Below are 14,575 nucleotides of genomic sequence, written 5' to 3' on the forward strand. Positions count from 1 at the left end.
GCGTCAAGGTGACACGGCGGAATTTCGGGCGCGATCGCCGTTATCCCATCACCAACAAATTTCGCGATACCGGCAAGCCGTTGCCGAGGCCCGACGACACGCTGGTGTCGCGCGCGAGCCGCGGCTCGGCCGAAGCGTTCGAGGGATAGGGTCTAGCGCGCCGGGATAAAGGTTGGGCCGACCGAGCGGATCGGCTTGTTGTCCGACGGTGTGCCGGAAGGTGCCGTCGGCGTGCCCGACGCGGCCGGTGCGGGCGCCGGTGCAGCCGTGGCATCAGGTGGCGTGGTTGCCGCCGTGGTCCCCTTCTTGGCGGGCGCGGGAGCCGGTTTCACGGGCGCCCGCGACATCTTCTTTGCGCCCTCTTCGGTGACGATGATGTCGCCCTGCTGTTCGGCGGCGGCCTTGTCGTCGATGGATTTCAGGGCGTCGGACCAGGTCTGTCCGGCGGCCTTGCAGGCGCAGGAGGGGTTGAACTCCTGACGGAAGCGGAAGGCATTCGGCGACGAGGAATAGGGCTGCCCGCTGATCGACACCGCCTGGTTCATGTCTTCGCCGGGATTGCGATAGGCGTAGAGGCTGGCTTCCGCCGCCGGGCAAAGCGCCTTGCAGGTCTTTTCGTCATCGGGGAAACGGCCGGGCACGGTGGCGAACGAGATCGGAAAATAGGCGCCATCGCAGCTGCGCACGCAGACGGTGCGATAGGTTCCGGATTGAGGACCGACATCCGCGGGTGGCCCGCCCGGACTGTTGTTGTTGCCAAACAGATTGTTCAGGAAGTTGCCGGGGCCGCCCTGCTGCTGCACGGCGTTGGCATATTGCGGCCCGCAATTATTCTGCGCCAGCGCCAGCAGAACCGAGCGGCGCTGGTTTTCGCGATCGCTGCCGCCGAGGCCGCCGCCACGCAACCGCTCGAGGCTGGTCGTGATCTGATCGAGGTTGGCGCGCATCTGCTGGATCTGGTTGTTGACCGGGCCGCATTGCGCCGACTGGCCGTTGAACAGCGAGAAAAATCCGGAACTGTCGCAGCCCATCCGCTTGGCCTGCGAGGTGACGCGATCAAGCTCAGCCTGCTGCCTGGAAGCGGCATCCTGGTAACGGCGGATCTGCTCGTCCTTGGCCGGGTCTCCGCCACCACGGTCGATGGTCGCCAATTGGGCTTCCAGCCGCGGGCACATCGGATTGGCCGCAGCCCCCTGCGACGGCGGCCCGGGATTCACCTGGGCGCGGGCGTCCATGCCGAACACAGCCGCGCCAAGCAGCACGGCGACGGCCAGCATCGATCTGGAACAGGAGGCAATCAACTTTTCAGGCATGTCCGGCCATTAAGGGGCGACTCCGCGCAGGCTTTGGCAAGAACCGAAGGCGCGGCCCGGCGCCGCCGATTTGAAGCTCCTGAAACAATTTGCCGCAAGCTCACACCAGGAAGGTCAAATCGAAAAGCGGTGCCAGAAAGAAAACAGTTAGCCAAAGCCCTTGTCGTCTCCGAAGTTCGTTTCACTGGGTGCCGCGACCTGTCGCGGACTTCGAAAAACGGGGCGCAAGCCGGCTTCATACCTGCTTCTCGGGGCAGCGTCACGTCGTTTCCGGGGCGCCTGTGTGGCGGGGTTGGCCGGGATTGCCAGCCTAGCGCTGGCAGGTAATGGCGACGTATTCATTGCAACCGGCATGGCCGCAGCTCTCGCCGGCCTTGGGAACCGAGCCGGTGATTTCATCCGGGTCGACGCGGCGGTAGGCGGAAGCCTCGGCGAAATTCCGCGACTGGCAATAGGAATGGGCGGCGTGGGCGCCGCATTTCTCGCCCTTGGCCAGGCACTGGTCGACGCCATAGCCGTCGGCCTGGTTGGCGATGATGAAAACACGACTGTCGGCCCAAGCCGCTGACCAAGCCGCTGATCCCGCGAGGATGGATAGACAGGCCAAGAGCGCTGAAATGGATCGCATGCTGCACCGATGAATGAGGGGATCGCCCTCGCAGGATAGGCCCGAAGTGTGAATAATCTGATTAACCATCGCGGGACGGGCCGTTTGGTGCCCCAAACAGGCTTTTCTGAGGCACTTGACGCAATCCCCTCCGCTGGCCCATGGTAATTTCCATGCACGGTTTCCTCGCCATCTGTGGCATTTGCCGCGAGATTATGAGCTAGCGATTCGCTGGCTGAGGCCGTCTTTTCTCATGTGAGATCACTGGACGCCCGGCCGCTAGGGTACGGGATTTCCATGGAGCTACGCCTTTACGATACCTTGACCAGGGAAAAGCGCACTTTCGTGCCGCTCGATCCCGGCAATGTGCGGATGTATGTCTGCGGGCCGACGGTCTATGACTTCGCCCATATCGGCAATGCGCGCCCGGTCATCGTGTTCGACGTGCTGTTCCGGCTGCTGCGGCATCTCTACGGCTCCGATCACGTCACCTACGTCCGCAACATCACCGACGTCGACGACAAGATCAACGACCGTGCCGCGCGCGATTTCCCCGGCCTGCCGCTGAACGAGGCGATCCGCAAGGTCACTGAAGTGACCGAAAAACAGTTTCACGACGATGTCGATGCGCTCGGCTGCCTGCGCCCGACGGTCGAGCCGCGCGCCACTGATTTCGTGCTGCCGCGCGCCGACGGCAAGGCGGATATGGTGACGCTGATCAGGCAGTTGATCGCGCGCGGCCATGCCTATGAAGCCGGCGGTGAGGTTCTGTTCGATACGCAGTCGATGCCGGATTACGGCGCGCTGTCGGGCCGGAAGCTCGACGAGCAGCAGGCCGGTGCGCGGGTTGCGGTCGATGCGCACAAGAAACATCCGACCGACTTTGTGCTCTGGAAACTATCGTCGGACGACGAACCCGGTTGGGAAAGTCCGTGGGGCAGGGGCCGTCCGGGCTGGCACATCGAGTGCTCGGCGATGAGTGCGGCCTATCTCGGCGATGTCTTCGACATTCACGGCGGGGGCCTTGATTTGATTTTTCCTCACCACGAGAATGAAATCGCCCAGTCGCGTTGCGCCCATGGCACTTCCGTCATGGCGAATTATTGGATGCATAACGGCTTCCTTCAGGTCGAAGGCGAGAAGATGTCGAAGAGCCTCGGCAACTTCGTCACGATCAGAGAATTGCTGGCGGATTGGCCGGGCGAGGTGCTCCGCCTCAATATGTTGAAGACGCATTACCGTTCGCCGATCGACTGGACGCTGAAGGGATTGGAAGAAAGCGCCAGGACACTCGACGACTGGTACTGGGTCGCCGCGGACATCAAGGGCGAGCAACCTTCTCGTGCCGTCGTCGAGACCCTGTTGGACGACCTGAACACGCCGCAGATGATCGCCGCATTGCACGGATTGCGGAATAAAGCGGCTTCCGGAGATGAACATGATCGCGGCCAGTTTGCCGCTTCGTTGCGCCTTTTGGGCTTCCTGTCCGAGAGTGCGGCGGAATGGAACGGACGAAAACAGCAGGCAAGCGGGATCGACGCGAAACAGATCGATGGTCTGATTGCAGATCGTACCGCCGCCCGCGCGCGAAAAGACTTCAAGGAATCCGATCGCATCCGCGATGAACTCGCGGCGCTGGGCGTTGTCATCAGGGATTCCAAGGAAGGCACCACGTGGGAGATCGCGCGATGAGCGAGCAACGGGTTAATCCCTCTCCCGCAGGGGGAGAGGGGAAGAAATGGGAGATCACGCGATGAGCAAACCGGATACGCCTTTCCCCAGGCACTGGCTGTATTATATCGCGCTGAAAATCCTGCTCATTGCCGGCGCCATCGCGCTGGTCCTGAAACTGTACGGCTTGTGGTGACATCGATGGGACAGGCGTTGCCCAAACCCGCGCTGCGGCCATATCTCGGTGAAGACGCGCCGGTGCTGGCGGCGATCTTCGCTGCCAGCATCGAGGAATTGACCGGCGACGATTACAGCGAGGCGCAGCAGCAAGCCTGGGCCGGCGCCGTCGATGACGAAGAAGAATTTGGCAAGCGCCTGGCCTCCGCGCTGACGCTGGTCGCCACGCTGCAGAGTTCTCCGGTGGGCTTTGCCTCGCTGAAGGGCGCCGATCACATCGACATGCTCTACGTACATCCCGGCGTGGTCGGGCAGGGGGTGGCGTCGATGCTGTGCGATGCGCTGGAGAAGCTCGCCGGCGGACGCGGCGCCAAGAGCCTCACCGTCGATGCCAGCGACAACGCGGCGGAATTTTTCGCCAAGCGCGGTTACGTGGCGATGCGGCGCAATACCGTCACCGTCAACGGCGAATGGCTTGCCAACACCACGATGCAGAAGACGCTGGGCGATGGCGCCAAGCCAGAGGTTCTTAAATGACTCGTTCCGACATGACTCGCGGACGCCTCATATTGCGATGGCCCGCTCTCTCATTCTCCCTCCCCCCTTGCGGGGGAGGGTCGGGGAGGGGGGTAGCCCCAAATTGTGACTTCCGCCGCGACACCCCCCTCCCGCCGATGCTTCGCATCGTCGACCTCCCCCACAAGGGGGGAGCTAACAAGAACGAGGGCCCGTCATGAGCATCGCCGCAGTGCCCACCACAAAGGAACGCCTCTATCTGTTCGACACCACGCTGCGCGACGGCGCGCAGACCAACGGTGTCGACTTCACGCTGCATGACAAGCAGCTGATCGCCGAGATGCTCGGCGAACTCGGCATCGACTATGTCGAGGGCGGCTATCCCGGCGCCAATCCCACCGATACCGAATTCTTTGCCGCCAAGCCGAAACTCGGTCATGCCCGTTTTACCGCGTTCGGCATGACGCGGCGGCCGGGCCGCTCCGCCTCCAACGACCCCGGCCTGGCGGCGCTGCTGCAAGCCAAGGCGGATGCCATTTGTTTTGTCGCGAAATCGTCGGCCTACCAGGTCCGCGTCGCGCTGGAGACCACCAACGCGGAAAATCTGGCCTCGATCCGCGACAGCGTGAAGGCCGCGAAGGAAGCCGGCCGCGAAGTCATGCTCGACTGCGAGCATTTCTTCGATGGCTACAAGGAAAATCCGGAATTCGCGCTGGCCTGCGCCAAGGCGGCCTATGATTCCGGCGCGCGCTGGGTGGTTTTGTGCGACACCAATGGCGGCACCATGCCGCATGAGGTGGAAAGCATCGTCACCGAAGTGACAAAGCATATTCCCGGCGATCACCTCGGCATTCACGCCCACAACGACACCGAGCAGGCGGTGGCCAATTCGCTGGCCGCGGTGCGCGCCGGCGCGCGCCAGATCCAGGGCACGCTGAACGGGATTGGCGAGCGCTGCGGCAACGCCAATCTGTGTTCGCTGATCCCCACCTTGCGGCTGAAGGCCGAGTTTGCCGATTCCTTCGAGATCGGCGTGTCGGAAGACAGGATGGCGACCCTGATGAAGGTGTCGCGCACGCTCGACGACATGCTCAACCGTGCGCCGAACCGCCACGCGCCCTATGTCGGCGAAAGCGCGTTCGTCACCAAGACCGGCATTCATGCCTCCGCCGTGCTCAAGGACCCGCAAACCTACGAACATGTGGCGCCCGAGGCGGTCGGCAATCATCGCAGGGTGCTGGTGTCCGATCAGGCCGGCCGCTCCAATGTCATCGCCGAACTCGATCGCGCCGGCATCGCCTACGACAAGAACGATCCGAAACTGGCGCGTCTGGTCGAGGAGCTGAAGGAGCGCGAGGCGGCGGGTTACGCCTACGAGTCCGCCAATGCATCGTTCGATCTTTTGGCGCGGCGCACGCTTGGCAAGGTGCCGGAATATTTCCGGGTCGAACAGTTCGACGTCAATGTCGAGCAGCGCTACAACGCCAACGGCCAGCGCGTCACGGTGGCGATGGCCGTGGTCAAGGTCGACGTCGATGGCGAAAAACTGATCTCGGCGGCCGAGGGCAACGGTCCCGTCAACGCGCTCGACGTGGCGCTGCGCAAGGACCTCGGCAAATACCAGAAATACATCGAGGGCCTGAAGCTGATCGACTATCGCGTGCGCATCCTCAATGGCGGCACCGAGGCGGTGACGCGGGTGCTGATCGAAAGCGCGGACGAGGAGGGCGAGCGCTGGACCACGATCGGGGTGTCGCCCAACATCATCGACGCCTCGTTCCAGGCGCTGATGGATTCGGTGATCTACAAGCTGGTGAAATCCGGCGCGCCGGCGTGAGGCTTGCGACGAAGAGGTTCAACAGTCATCGTCATTGCGAGCTAAGCGAAGCAATCGAGATATGTGAACGCGGCGGCACCCTGGATTGCTTCGTCGCTACGCTCCTCGCAATGACGGTAAACTCCGAGAGAACGACATGATCGACCATATCTCCGTCGGCGTCAGCGATCTCGAGAGATCCGCGCGCTTTTACGAAGTGACGCTGGCGCCGCTCGGGCTTTCGCGACTGGTGACGCGGCCTGCCACGGTCGGCTTCGGCAAAAGCTATCCCGAGTTCTGGATCAACCTGCGTGCCGGGATTTCGCCGGTGCCGCCGGAGAGCGGCAGCCACATCTGTCTTCGCGCGAAATCGGCCGGCGAGGTCGACGCGTTCCATGCCGCGGCGCTGAACGCCGGAGGCAGCGATGACGGCGCGCCGGGGCTGCGGCCGCACGATCGCGTGCGCTACTATGCGGCGTTCATCAGGGATCCCGACGGCAATCGCATCGAGGCGGTGACGTTCCCCAAGGAATGACTTGAAGAATGACTTGAAGGAAGAATGACTTGGAGGGATGACGCGGTAACGCCCGCGGCCCGGCTTACAGGCGACGGGCGATTTCGGGCTCCATTTCCGCGGTGCCTTCCTTGGCGCGGGCGGCAGCGGCCTGCAGCCGCGGCACGATATCCTCGACCCGTTCGGCCTTCAGAATATCCACCGCCAGACTTGCCCGGATGAATTGCGTCTCGCGCATATGTGCCAGCAGCGCCAGCAACGGCTCCCAAAAGCCTTCGATGTTCGCGAGCAACACGGGTTTGGAGTGGCGGCCGAGCTGCTGCCAGGTCAGCTGCTCCACCAATTCCTCCAGCGTGCCGATGCCGCCGGGCAGCGCCACGAACGCGTCGGAATGTTCGAACATCAGCCGCTTGCGCTCGTGCATGTCGGGCGTGACGATCAGTTCCTGAACGCGCTTGAGGGCGTTCTCGCGGGCGGTCAGAAAGCCAGGTATGATTCCCGTCACCGTGCCGCCGTGATCGAGCACGGAGGTGGCCACGGCGCCCATCAATCCGATCGAGCCGCCGCCATAGACGAGGCGGATGCTGCTTTCGGCCAGCGCCTTGCCCAGCGCGATGGCGGCTTCGACGAAGCGCGGGTCGGTGCCGGGGCCGGAGCCGCAATAGACGCAGACTGTCTTGATCTTGTTCATATCCGTCATGTGGCACTGCAGCGTAAAAGTCGTCAAGCCCAAATGGATTCGCCTTGCGAACGGAATCTATCCGCATATCCCCGCAAATTGCGAAAGAATTTGGCTCCCGCGAGGGTGTACGCAGCCGGTAAACGCTCTATATGACTGCCGAATGCGAAAAAACGTAAAAAAGCGCGCGCCGAACCGGCGTGCCGTGCGCCGGGGCCAGCTCGATGGCTCATACTGATTCGGCCCCAGGCGCCGGCGAAGCGCCTGCTCCCGATAATGCCTTCGGACAGGCGACCCTGAAAGGGACGCTCTGGCATCTGTGGCCCTATATCTGGCCCGGCGACCGCGTCGATCTGAAAATGCGCGTGGTCTGGTCGGTGGTGCTGTTGCTGGTCGCGAAACTGGCGACCCTGTCGGTGCCGTTCACCTTCAAGTGGGCGATCGATGCCCTGACCGGCGCCGACAGCGCGCCGGTGCAGTCGTCCAACTGGACGCTGTGGCTGATCGCCTCGCCGCTGATCATGACCATGAGCTATGGCGGCCTGCGCGTGCTGATGGCGGTCCTGACGCAGTGGCGCGACGGAATTTTCGCGCGCGTGGCGATGCACGCGGTGCGCAAGCTGGCCTATCTCACCTTCGTCCACATGCACGAGCTGTCGCTGCGTTTCCATCTCGAGCGCAAGACCGGCGGGCTGACGCGCGTGCTGGAGCGCGGCCGCACCGGCATCGAAGTCATCGTGCGGATGGTGATCCTGCAACTGGTACCGACCATCGTCGAGGTATCGCTGCTGATGGCGGTGCTGCTGTGGAAGTTCGACTGGCGTTACGTCCTCGTCACCATGATCACGGTCGTGATCTACATGTACTATACCTACATCGCGACCGAATGGCGGATCGAGATTCGCCGCAAGATGAACGATTCCGATACCGAAGCGAACACCAAGGCGATCGACTCGCTTTTGAACTACGAGACGGTGAAATATTTCAGCGCCGAGGAGCGCGAAGCGAGCCGCTACGACGGCTCGATGGCGCGTTACGAACAGGCCAGCGTCAAGACCTATACCTCGCTCGCCGTCCTCAATACCGGCCAGGCGATCATCTTCACCGCCGGCCTCACCGCGACCATGCTGATGTGCGCGATCGGGGTCCGCAGCGGGCACAATACAGTCGGCGATTTCGTCATGGTCAACGCCATGATGATCCAGCTCTACCAGCCGCTGAATTTCATGGGCATGGTCTATCGCGAGATCAAGCAGGCGGTCATCGACATCGAGAAGATGTTCAACGTGCTGTCGCGCAATCCGGAGATCAAGGACATTCCGGGCGCCATGCCGCTGGTCGTGACGTCGGGCAATGTGCGCTTCGACAATGTGCAATTCGCCTACGATCAGGAACGCCCGATCCTCAAGGGCCTCAGTTTCGAGGTGCCTGCCGGCAAGACGGTCGCGATTGTCGGGCCGTCCGGCGCCGGCAAGTCGACCATCTCGCGGCTGCTGTTTCGTCTCTACGATGTCTCGAGCGGCAGGATCCTGATCGACGGCCAGGATATCCGCAACGTCACCCAGATCTCGCTGCGGGCCTCGATCGGCATGGTGCCGCAGGACACGGTCCTGTTCAACGACACCATCCGTTACAACATTCGCTACGGCCGCTGGGACGCCAGCGACGCCGAGGTGGAGGAAGCCGCGCAGCTCGCGCAAATCGACGGCTTCATCCGGATCGCGCCGAAGGGTTATGAGACCCAGGTCGGAGAGCGCGGCCTCAAATTGTCAGGCGGCGAGAAACAGCGCGTCGCGATCGCGCGTACCGTCCTCAAGGCGCCGCCGATCCTGGTGCTGGACGAGGCGACATCGGCACTCGACAGCCACACCGAGCAGGAAATCCAGGACGCGCTGGAGCGGGTGTCGCGCAACCGCACCTCGCTGGTGATCGCGCACCGGCTGTCCACGATCGTGGGCGCCGACGAGATCATCGTGCTCGATCAGGGCCGCATCGCCGAGCGCGGAACCCACGGCCAGCTTTTGGCAACCGGCGGACTTTATGCCAGTATGTGGAACCGGCAGCGCGAGGCCCAGGAGGCGCGGGAGAAGCTGGCGCGGATCGCCGACGAGAACGAAGCGCCGAATCGCGAGCCGCCGCCGGTCGACGACAAGCTGGTGACGCCGGCCGCGGCAGAATGACCTAAATGCAATTCCTCCCCACAAGGGGAGGAAAGATGACGGTGAGTCCTGATGTCGATCGCCAATTCCATCCACGCGCAGATTCCACCCATTCACCCCGAGGGCTATCCGTTCATCGGCGGCTTCGCGCTCGTCAGTCTGATCCTGTTCTGGATCTGGACGCCGCTGGGCTGGATCGGGACCGGGCTGACGGTCTGGTGTGCGCTGTTCTTCCGCGATCCGGTGCGGGTAACACCGGTGCGCGAGGGCATCGTGGTGGCGCCGGCCGACGGCCGCATCTCGATGGTGACGCAGGTATTGCCGCCGGCCGAACTCGGTCTTGGCGACAGGCCGTTGCCGCGCATCTCGATCTTCATGAGCGTATTCAACTGCCACGTGAACCGTAGTCCGGTCGCAGGGCGGATCGATCGCATCGCCTATCGGCCGGGCACCTTCATCAACGCCGAGCTCGACAAGGCCAGCGAGGACAATGAGCGTAATTCGCTGGTGATCTCGACGCCAAACGGGCGCATCGGCGTGATCCAGATCGCGGGCCTGGTGGCGCGGCGTATCGTATCGTTCGTTCGGGAAGGTCAGTCGATCGGCGCCGGCGAGCGGTTCGGATTGATCCGGTTCGGGTCGCGTCTTGACGTCTACCTGCCCGAAGGCACCCGATCGCTGGTGTCGGAAGGTCAGACCGCGGTAGCCGGAGAGACCATTCTGGCCGATTTCAAGCTGAGCGATCAGGGGCGAACCTACCGCGCCGATTAACCATCGGGACCGTCGAGCCGATCGGGCAACCGCCGCAATGGCGGAACAGGCCCGCGCTTGCTATATAAGGGCGGCCATGCCGATGCCGATCGATCCCAACAACCCGGAAATGCGCCGCCGCCGGTTTCGCCCGATTCCGGTGCGGATGCTTGTACCCAATTTTATCACCTTGCTGGCGATCTGCGCAGGCCTGACCGCTATTCGCCTGTCCACGGAAGGACGGATGGAATTGGCGGTGGGGGCGATCGTATTCGCGGCCGTGCTCGACGGCATTGACGGCCGGGTCGCCCGCATGATCAAGGGCCAGTCGAAATTCGGGGCCGAACTCGATAGTCTCGCCGATTTCGTCAATTTCGGCGTCGCGCCCGGTCTGATCCTGTATTTCTGGCAATTGCACGAACTGAACAATGGCGGCTGGATCGCCGCGATGGTTTTCGCGATCAGCGGCGGACTGCGGCTGGCGCGCTTCAACGCGACCATGGACGATCCCAACAAGCCTGCCTTCGCGGCGAATTACTTCACCGGCGTTCCGGCCCCGCTCGGCGCGATCACGGTGCTGCTTCCGATCTATCTTGCCTTCCTGGGCGTGCCGGAACCGCCGGCCGTGCTGACCGCCGCCTATACGCTGCTGATCGGGTTCCTGATGGTGTCGCGGCTGCCGGTGTTTTCGGGCAAGACGGTTCGCATGCGCGTGCCGCCGGAAATGGTGCTGCCGGTTTTTGTCTCGGTGGTGTTCTTCATCGCGCTTTTGATCGGCTATCCCTGGTACATTCTTTCCGTGTGCACCGTGTTGTATCTCCTCAGTCTGCCCGTCGGATGGAAATCCTATCGCGACCACGAGCGTAAAGCCGCGGCGCAGGCCGTAACGCCGGCGTCTGTTACCCCGTCAGATCCGGCGGCACCGTTCGTGTCGAGCGCTGCCGACGCGGGGCGGGATGATCGGCCGGCACGCCTGAACTGAATAGCCAGTGATGTGGAACGCGATGGCGGGACAAGCCAGGTCGCTTGCCCGTGGAGATGGATTTTGCCGATCGCGCGCCGGTCGGCTATATGGCTGACGGTAAGGGTCCGCCCCTGAATTCTGGAGAGAACGCCCGTGACAAATCCCGCTTCCGCGCCGCTGCCCGCCGCACTGCTTGAGGCGTTGGCGCGTTACGACACCCCGACGATCTGCAATGCGATGGAAGTCGTGGCACCTGAGCGCCGCCTGATCGGCTACACCACCAAGCCGCTGGTATGCCCGTTTCCAGGGCTGCCACCGATGGTCGGCTATGCGCGCACCGTCACCATCCGCTCGGTGCTCAAGTCCTCGCTTCCTGCGGACGAGCAGGCCAGGCGCCGCATCGCCTATTATGAATATATGGGGACCGGCATTGGGCCGCGCATCACGGTGATCCAGGATATCGACGGCGCCGACCTCGGTTACGGCGCGTTCTGGGGCGAGGTGCAGAGCAACGTGCACAAGGCGCTCGGCTGCCTCGGGGTCATCACCGACGGCTCGATTCGCGACATCCCGCAATGGGCGCCGGGCTTCCAGGCGCTTGCCGGATCCATCGGTCCGTCACACGCCTGGGTTCACGCCGAAAGCTTTGGCGGCGAGGTACGCGTCGCTGGAATGACGGTGCGCTCCGACGATCTCATTCATGCCGATCAGCATGGGGCGATCGTGATACCGATCGACATCGCCGCGAAAATTCCGGATGCCGCCGAACTCTGTGGCCGCCGCGAGACGCCGATCCTGGAAATCGCGCGAGCCAAGGATTTCAGCCTCGACAGACTGAAAGAGGCGCTGAAGCGCTCGGCTGAAATTCACTAGATCATGATCCGATTAGGTTGAATCGAATCATGATCTCATCTCTTTGTTTGAGCATGATCTCCGCGCAAACGCGTTTCGCGTTTGTCGCGAGGGAAAACCGGTTCCCACTTTTCCGGATCATGCTCTAACGGCGGCTTCGACATGGAAATGGGCGGCAAGACGGTATTGGTCACGGGATCGACCGATGGCGTCGGCCGCTATGTCGCCGCCAAACTGGCTTCCGCCGGCGCAACAGTCCTGATCCACGGCCGCGATCGCGAACGGGCCAGGACTCTCGCCGATCAGATCAAGCGCGAAGGGCGCGGCGAGGCCTTGTTTTATCAGGCCGATTTGTCGCAGCTCTCGGCTGCGCGACAGCTCGCGGAGGCGGTGATCGCCGACCACGGCCGGCTCGACCTGTTCATCAGCAACGCCGGAATAGGATCGCGGACGCTCGGGTCTGAGCGCCGGACCAGCGCGGACGGCCATGAATTGCGCTTTGCCGTGAACTATCTCTCCGGATTTCTGCTCGCCTACTTGTTGCTTCCGCTGCTGAAGGCCTCCGCGCCATCGCGCATCGTGAACGTGGCTTCGCTCGGCCAGCATCCGATCGACTTCGACGATGTGATGCTGACCAGAGGTTATACGGGGACGCGCGCTTACGCCCAGAGCAAGCTGGCGCAGATCATGTTCACCATCGATCTCGCGCAGGAACTCGCAGGCTCGGGCGTAACGGTGAATGCGCTGCATCCCGCCACCTATATGAACACCACGATGGTGCGGGAAGGCGGCATCACCCCGATCTCCACAGTCGAGCAGGGCGGCGACGCGATTTTGCATCTCGCCGCTGGCGCCGACGTGGCAGGCAAGAGCGGGCTGTTCTTCAACGGCATGCGGCAAGCGCAGGCCAATCCGCAGGCTTATGACGAACTCGCCCGCCGGCGGCTGCGCGCGATCAGTCTCGAACTCACGGGCTTGCCGGGCGCCTGATCCGACGACTGTTTTTTTGAGTCTGATTTTTTTGGAAATCCGTTTGCCGCCTTTCCGGATCATGCCCTAGCGAGACAGCGCCACATCCTGGCCGGAACCGGTCTTGCCTTCAAAGCGATTGGACCCTGCCGGCGTCAGTTGCGCCAGGGCTTGTGCGTTGTGGTCGCGTATCGTCAGGCCGGTCTCGGTATAGGTCCACTTCCGGCTGGTGAAGAAACTGAACGGGCAACCTCCTCCCGGCGCGATGGTGCCCTCGGTCGCGTCCGGATTGCCGCCGAATGTCACTGCACACGACCCGGTACCGGTCGACGAAAGCGTCCATCGGCCGGCCAGGCTCACGGGGGGCGCCGCGGCCGAAGGGCCACTGGCAGGCGCGCCGCCGCCAGACGAGCCGCTGGGAGAGCCGCCGTTGAGGGCAAAACGGTCGCTGCCGCTGCAGGCCGCAAGCCACGCGGCGCAGACAACGATCGGAATGGTGGCGATACGGGGTGCCATGAAATGCAGGGGGCCGACGGGACAGGGATCGACGCTATGGTTAGCAGAATGTTGCTGCCGTGTCAGGGCACCACGTCGTTTGGCTGGATTTGCGGGTTCGGTCGCAGCTTACGACAAGGGTCGTCGTGCTGTTCCCTGCTGTCGCCGCGCGAATGCGGTTTAACCTTTACGCGTCTTTAATGGCGGGGACGTAGGGTTTCTGTTGCGCGACCCGGGACGGGTCACGTCACCGTCCAGGACGGCCGGTGGTTCGCGTACGCGTGGAGTTCCCCCATGGATATTATGACGAGCGTTGGGCTGGTGTTCGGCACCATCATCCTTGCGGCGATAATGCTCATGGGCGGCGATATTCACATGTTCATCAGCGAGCACGCTGTCATCATCGTCATCGGCGGTTCGATCGCCGCCACCATGATCAGGTTTCCGCTCAGCGCTATCCTGCACGGCATTCCGCTCGGTGCGAAATTCGCGTTCACGATGAGCCGGCTGTCGGCGCGCGATCTGGTCGACGAACTCGCCCGCATCGCCGAAATCGCCCGCAAGCAGGGGCCGGTCGGGCTCGAAAAAGTCGAGACCGACGAGCCATTTCTGGCCAAGGGAATTCGCTACGTCGCCGACGGTTACGATCTCGAATTCATCCGCGACAATCTCGAACGCGACCGCGACAACTTTCTGATGCATCTCGACGAAGGCGGGAAAATCTACCGCGCCATCGGCGACTGCACGCCGGCATTCGGCATGGTCGGCACGTTGATCGGCATGGTGCAGATGTTCGCCAACATGACCGATCCTTCGAAGCTCGGTCCGTTCATGGCCACCGCGCTGCTCGCAACGCTTTACGGTGCGGTGGTCGCCAACCTGTTCTGCCTGCCGATCGCCGACAAGCTGCACGGCAAGCTGCTCGACGAGGAGACCAATCGCACGCTGATCATTGACGGCATCCTGATGATCAGGGATTCCAAGAGCCCGACGTTGGTGCGCGAAATGCTGCTGGCCTACTTGCCGGAAAAACACCGCCACGAAGAGGGCGAACCGGTCCCGGCGTAACGCGGCGGAACTCGGTCCGGAAAAA

General features: G+C 62.9%; 14 protein-coding genes. 10 read left to right on the forward strand and 4 right to left on the reverse strand.

What is annotated here, in order from left to right; genetic code table 11:
* Window positions 1-152: 152 nt before the first annotated feature.
* Entirely contained in the window at window positions 153-1,313 is a 1,161-nt protein-coding gene (locus E8A46_RS01010; protein WP_291556260.1) for a DUF2865 domain-containing protein, read from the reverse strand.
* Between the two features lie 310 nt (window positions 1,314-1,623).
* Complete coding sequence (locus tag E8A46_RS01015; RefSeq protein WP_291556262.1) at window positions 1,624-1,941, reverse strand: hypothetical protein; 318 nt, start codon at window positions 1,939-1,941, stop codon at window positions 1,624-1,626.
* Window positions 1,942-2,217: 276 nt separating this feature from the next.
* Between E8A46_RS01015 and cysS the strand changes: the two genes are divergently transcribed.
* The 4 genes from cysS (at window position 2,218) to E8A46_RS01035 (ending at window position 6,635) form a co-directional block, all read left to right on the forward strand.
* Entirely contained in the window at window positions 2,218-3,612 is a 1,395-nt protein-coding gene (gene cysS / locus E8A46_RS01020; protein WP_291556264.1) for a cysteine--tRNA ligase, read from the forward strand.
* A gap of 180 nt (window positions 3,613-3,792) precedes the next feature.
* Window positions 3,793-4,305 carry a GNAT family N-acetyltransferase gene (locus tag E8A46_RS01025; protein ID WP_291556266.1) on the forward strand — a complete coding sequence of 171 codons (513 nt, stop codon included), beginning with the start codon at window positions 3,793-3,795 and terminating at the stop codon, window positions 4,303-4,305.
* Window positions 4,306-4,501: 196 nt separating this feature from the next.
* On the forward strand, window positions 4,502-6,121 hold the full coding sequence (gene cimA, locus E8A46_RS01030; protein WP_291556268.1) for a citramalate synthase: 1,620 nt from the start codon (window positions 4,502-4,504) through the stop codon (window positions 6,119-6,121).
* Window positions 6,122-6,257: 136 nt separating this feature from the next.
* On the forward strand, window positions 6,258-6,635 hold the full coding sequence (locus E8A46_RS01035) for a VOC family protein (RefSeq protein WP_291556270.1): 378 nt from the start codon (window positions 6,258-6,260) through the stop codon (window positions 6,633-6,635).
* Window positions 6,636-6,699: 64 nt separating this feature from the next.
* Here the strand turns inward: E8A46_RS01035 and E8A46_RS01040 are convergent, their stop codons facing one another.
* Complete coding sequence (locus E8A46_RS01040; RefSeq protein WP_291556343.1) at window positions 6,700-7,305, reverse strand: TIGR00730 family Rossman fold protein; 606 nt, start codon at window positions 7,303-7,305, stop codon at window positions 6,700-6,702.
* A 212-nt stretch (window positions 7,306-7,517) separates the two neighbouring features.
* On the opposite strand from E8A46_RS01040, the gene E8A46_RS01045 reads away from it, so the two are divergent.
* The 5 genes from E8A46_RS01045 (at window position 7,518) to E8A46_RS01065 (ending at window position 13,008) form a co-directional block, all read left to right on the forward strand.
* Window positions 7,518-9,473, forward strand: coding sequence for an ABC transporter ATP-binding protein/permease (locus E8A46_RS01045; protein ID WP_291556272.1), 1,956 nt, complete (start codon window positions 7,518-7,520; stop codon window positions 9,471-9,473).
* 51 nt (window positions 9,474-9,524) lie between these two features.
* On the forward strand, window positions 9,525-10,223 hold the full coding sequence (locus E8A46_RS01050) for a phosphatidylserine decarboxylase (RefSeq protein WP_291556274.1): 699 nt from the start codon (window positions 9,525-9,527) through the stop codon (window positions 10,221-10,223).
* 82 nt (window positions 10,224-10,305) lie between these two features.
* Complete coding sequence (locus E8A46_RS01055; protein ID WP_291556345.1) at window positions 10,306-11,184, forward strand: phosphatidylcholine/phosphatidylserine synthase; 879 nt, start codon at window positions 10,306-10,308, stop codon at window positions 11,182-11,184.
* 135 nt (window positions 11,185-11,319) lie between these two features.
* Window positions 11,320-12,039: an RraA family protein gene (locus E8A46_RS01060; RefSeq protein ID WP_291556275.1), complete on the forward strand. Its 720-nt coding sequence runs from the start codon at window positions 11,320-11,322 to the stop codon at window positions 12,037-12,039.
* Window positions 12,040-12,180: 141 nt separating this feature from the next.
* Window positions 12,181-13,008, forward strand: a complete 828-nt coding sequence (locus E8A46_RS01065; protein WP_291556276.1) for an SDR family NAD(P)-dependent oxidoreductase — start codon at window positions 12,181-12,183, stop codon at window positions 13,006-13,008.
* A 66-nt stretch (window positions 13,009-13,074) separates the two neighbouring features.
* Here the strand turns inward: E8A46_RS01065 and E8A46_RS01070 are convergent, their stop codons facing one another.
* The gene (locus tag E8A46_RS01070; protein ID WP_291556277.1) at window positions 13,075-13,503 is read right to left on the reverse strand and encodes an AprI/Inh family metalloprotease inhibitor; all 429 of its coding nucleotides are present in this window, start codon (window positions 13,501-13,503) and stop codon (window positions 13,075-13,077) included.
* Window positions 13,504-13,776: 273 nt separating this feature from the next.
* Between E8A46_RS01070 and E8A46_RS01075 the strand changes: the two genes are divergently transcribed.
* The gene (locus E8A46_RS01075) at window positions 13,777-14,550 is read left to right on the forward strand and encodes a MotA/TolQ/ExbB proton channel family protein (protein WP_291556279.1); all 774 of its coding nucleotides are present in this window, start codon (window positions 13,777-13,779) and stop codon (window positions 14,548-14,550) included.
* The last annotated feature ends 25 nt before the right edge of the window (window positions 14,551-14,575 follow it).

The sequence above is a fragment of the Bradyrhizobium sp. genome (assembly GCF_004799445.1).
GTDB lineage: Bacteria > Pseudomonadota > Alphaproteobacteria > Rhizobiales > Xanthobacteraceae > Bradyrhizobium.

What these genes read in the sequence shown, in the direction of transcription:
- E8A46_RS01010 (WP_291556260.1), bottom strand. Translation starts at nt 1,313, where the DNA reads ATGCCTGAAAAGTTGATTGCCTCCTGTTCCAGATCGATGCTGGCCGTC.
- E8A46_RS01015 (WP_291556262.1), bottom strand. Translation starts at nt 1,941, where the DNA reads ATGCGATCCATTTCAGCGCTCTTGGCCTGTCTATCCATCCTCGCGGGA.
- cysS (WP_291556264.1), top strand. Translation starts at nt 2,218, where the DNA reads ATGGAGCTACGCCTTTACGATACCTTGACCAGGGAAAAGCGCACTTTC.
- E8A46_RS01025 (WP_291556266.1), top strand. Translation starts at nt 3,793, where the DNA reads ATGGGACAGGCGTTGCCCAAACCCGCGCTGCGGCCATATCTCGGTGAA.
- cimA (WP_291556268.1), top strand. Translation starts at nt 4,502, where the DNA reads ATGAGCATCGCCGCAGTGCCCACCACAAAGGAACGCCTCTATCTGTTC.
- E8A46_RS01035 (WP_291556270.1), top strand. Translation starts at nt 6,258, where the DNA reads ATGATCGACCATATCTCCGTCGGCGTCAGCGATCTCGAGAGATCCGCG.
- E8A46_RS01040 (WP_291556343.1), bottom strand. Translation starts at nt 7,305, where the DNA reads ATGAACAAGATCAAGACAGTCTGCGTCTATTGCGGCTCCGGCCCCGGC.
- E8A46_RS01045 (WP_291556272.1), top strand. Translation starts at nt 7,518, where the DNA reads ATGGCTCATACTGATTCGGCCCCAGGCGCCGGCGAAGCGCCTGCTCCC.
- E8A46_RS01050 (WP_291556274.1), top strand. Translation starts at nt 9,525, where the DNA reads ATGTCGATCGCCAATTCCATCCACGCGCAGATTCCACCCATTCACCCC.
- E8A46_RS01055 (WP_291556345.1), top strand. Translation starts at nt 10,306, where the DNA reads ATGCCGATCGATCCCAACAACCCGGAAATGCGCCGCCGCCGGTTTCGC.
- E8A46_RS01065 (WP_291556276.1), top strand. Translation starts at nt 12,181, where the DNA reads ATGGAAATGGGCGGCAAGACGGTATTGGTCACGGGATCGACCGATGGC.
- E8A46_RS01070 (WP_291556277.1), bottom strand. Translation starts at nt 13,503, where the DNA reads ATGGCACCCCGTATCGCCACCATTCCGATCGTTGTCTGCGCCGCGTGG.
- E8A46_RS01075 (WP_291556279.1), top strand. Translation starts at nt 13,777, where the DNA reads ATGGATATTATGACGAGCGTTGGGCTGGTGTTCGGCACCATCATCCTT.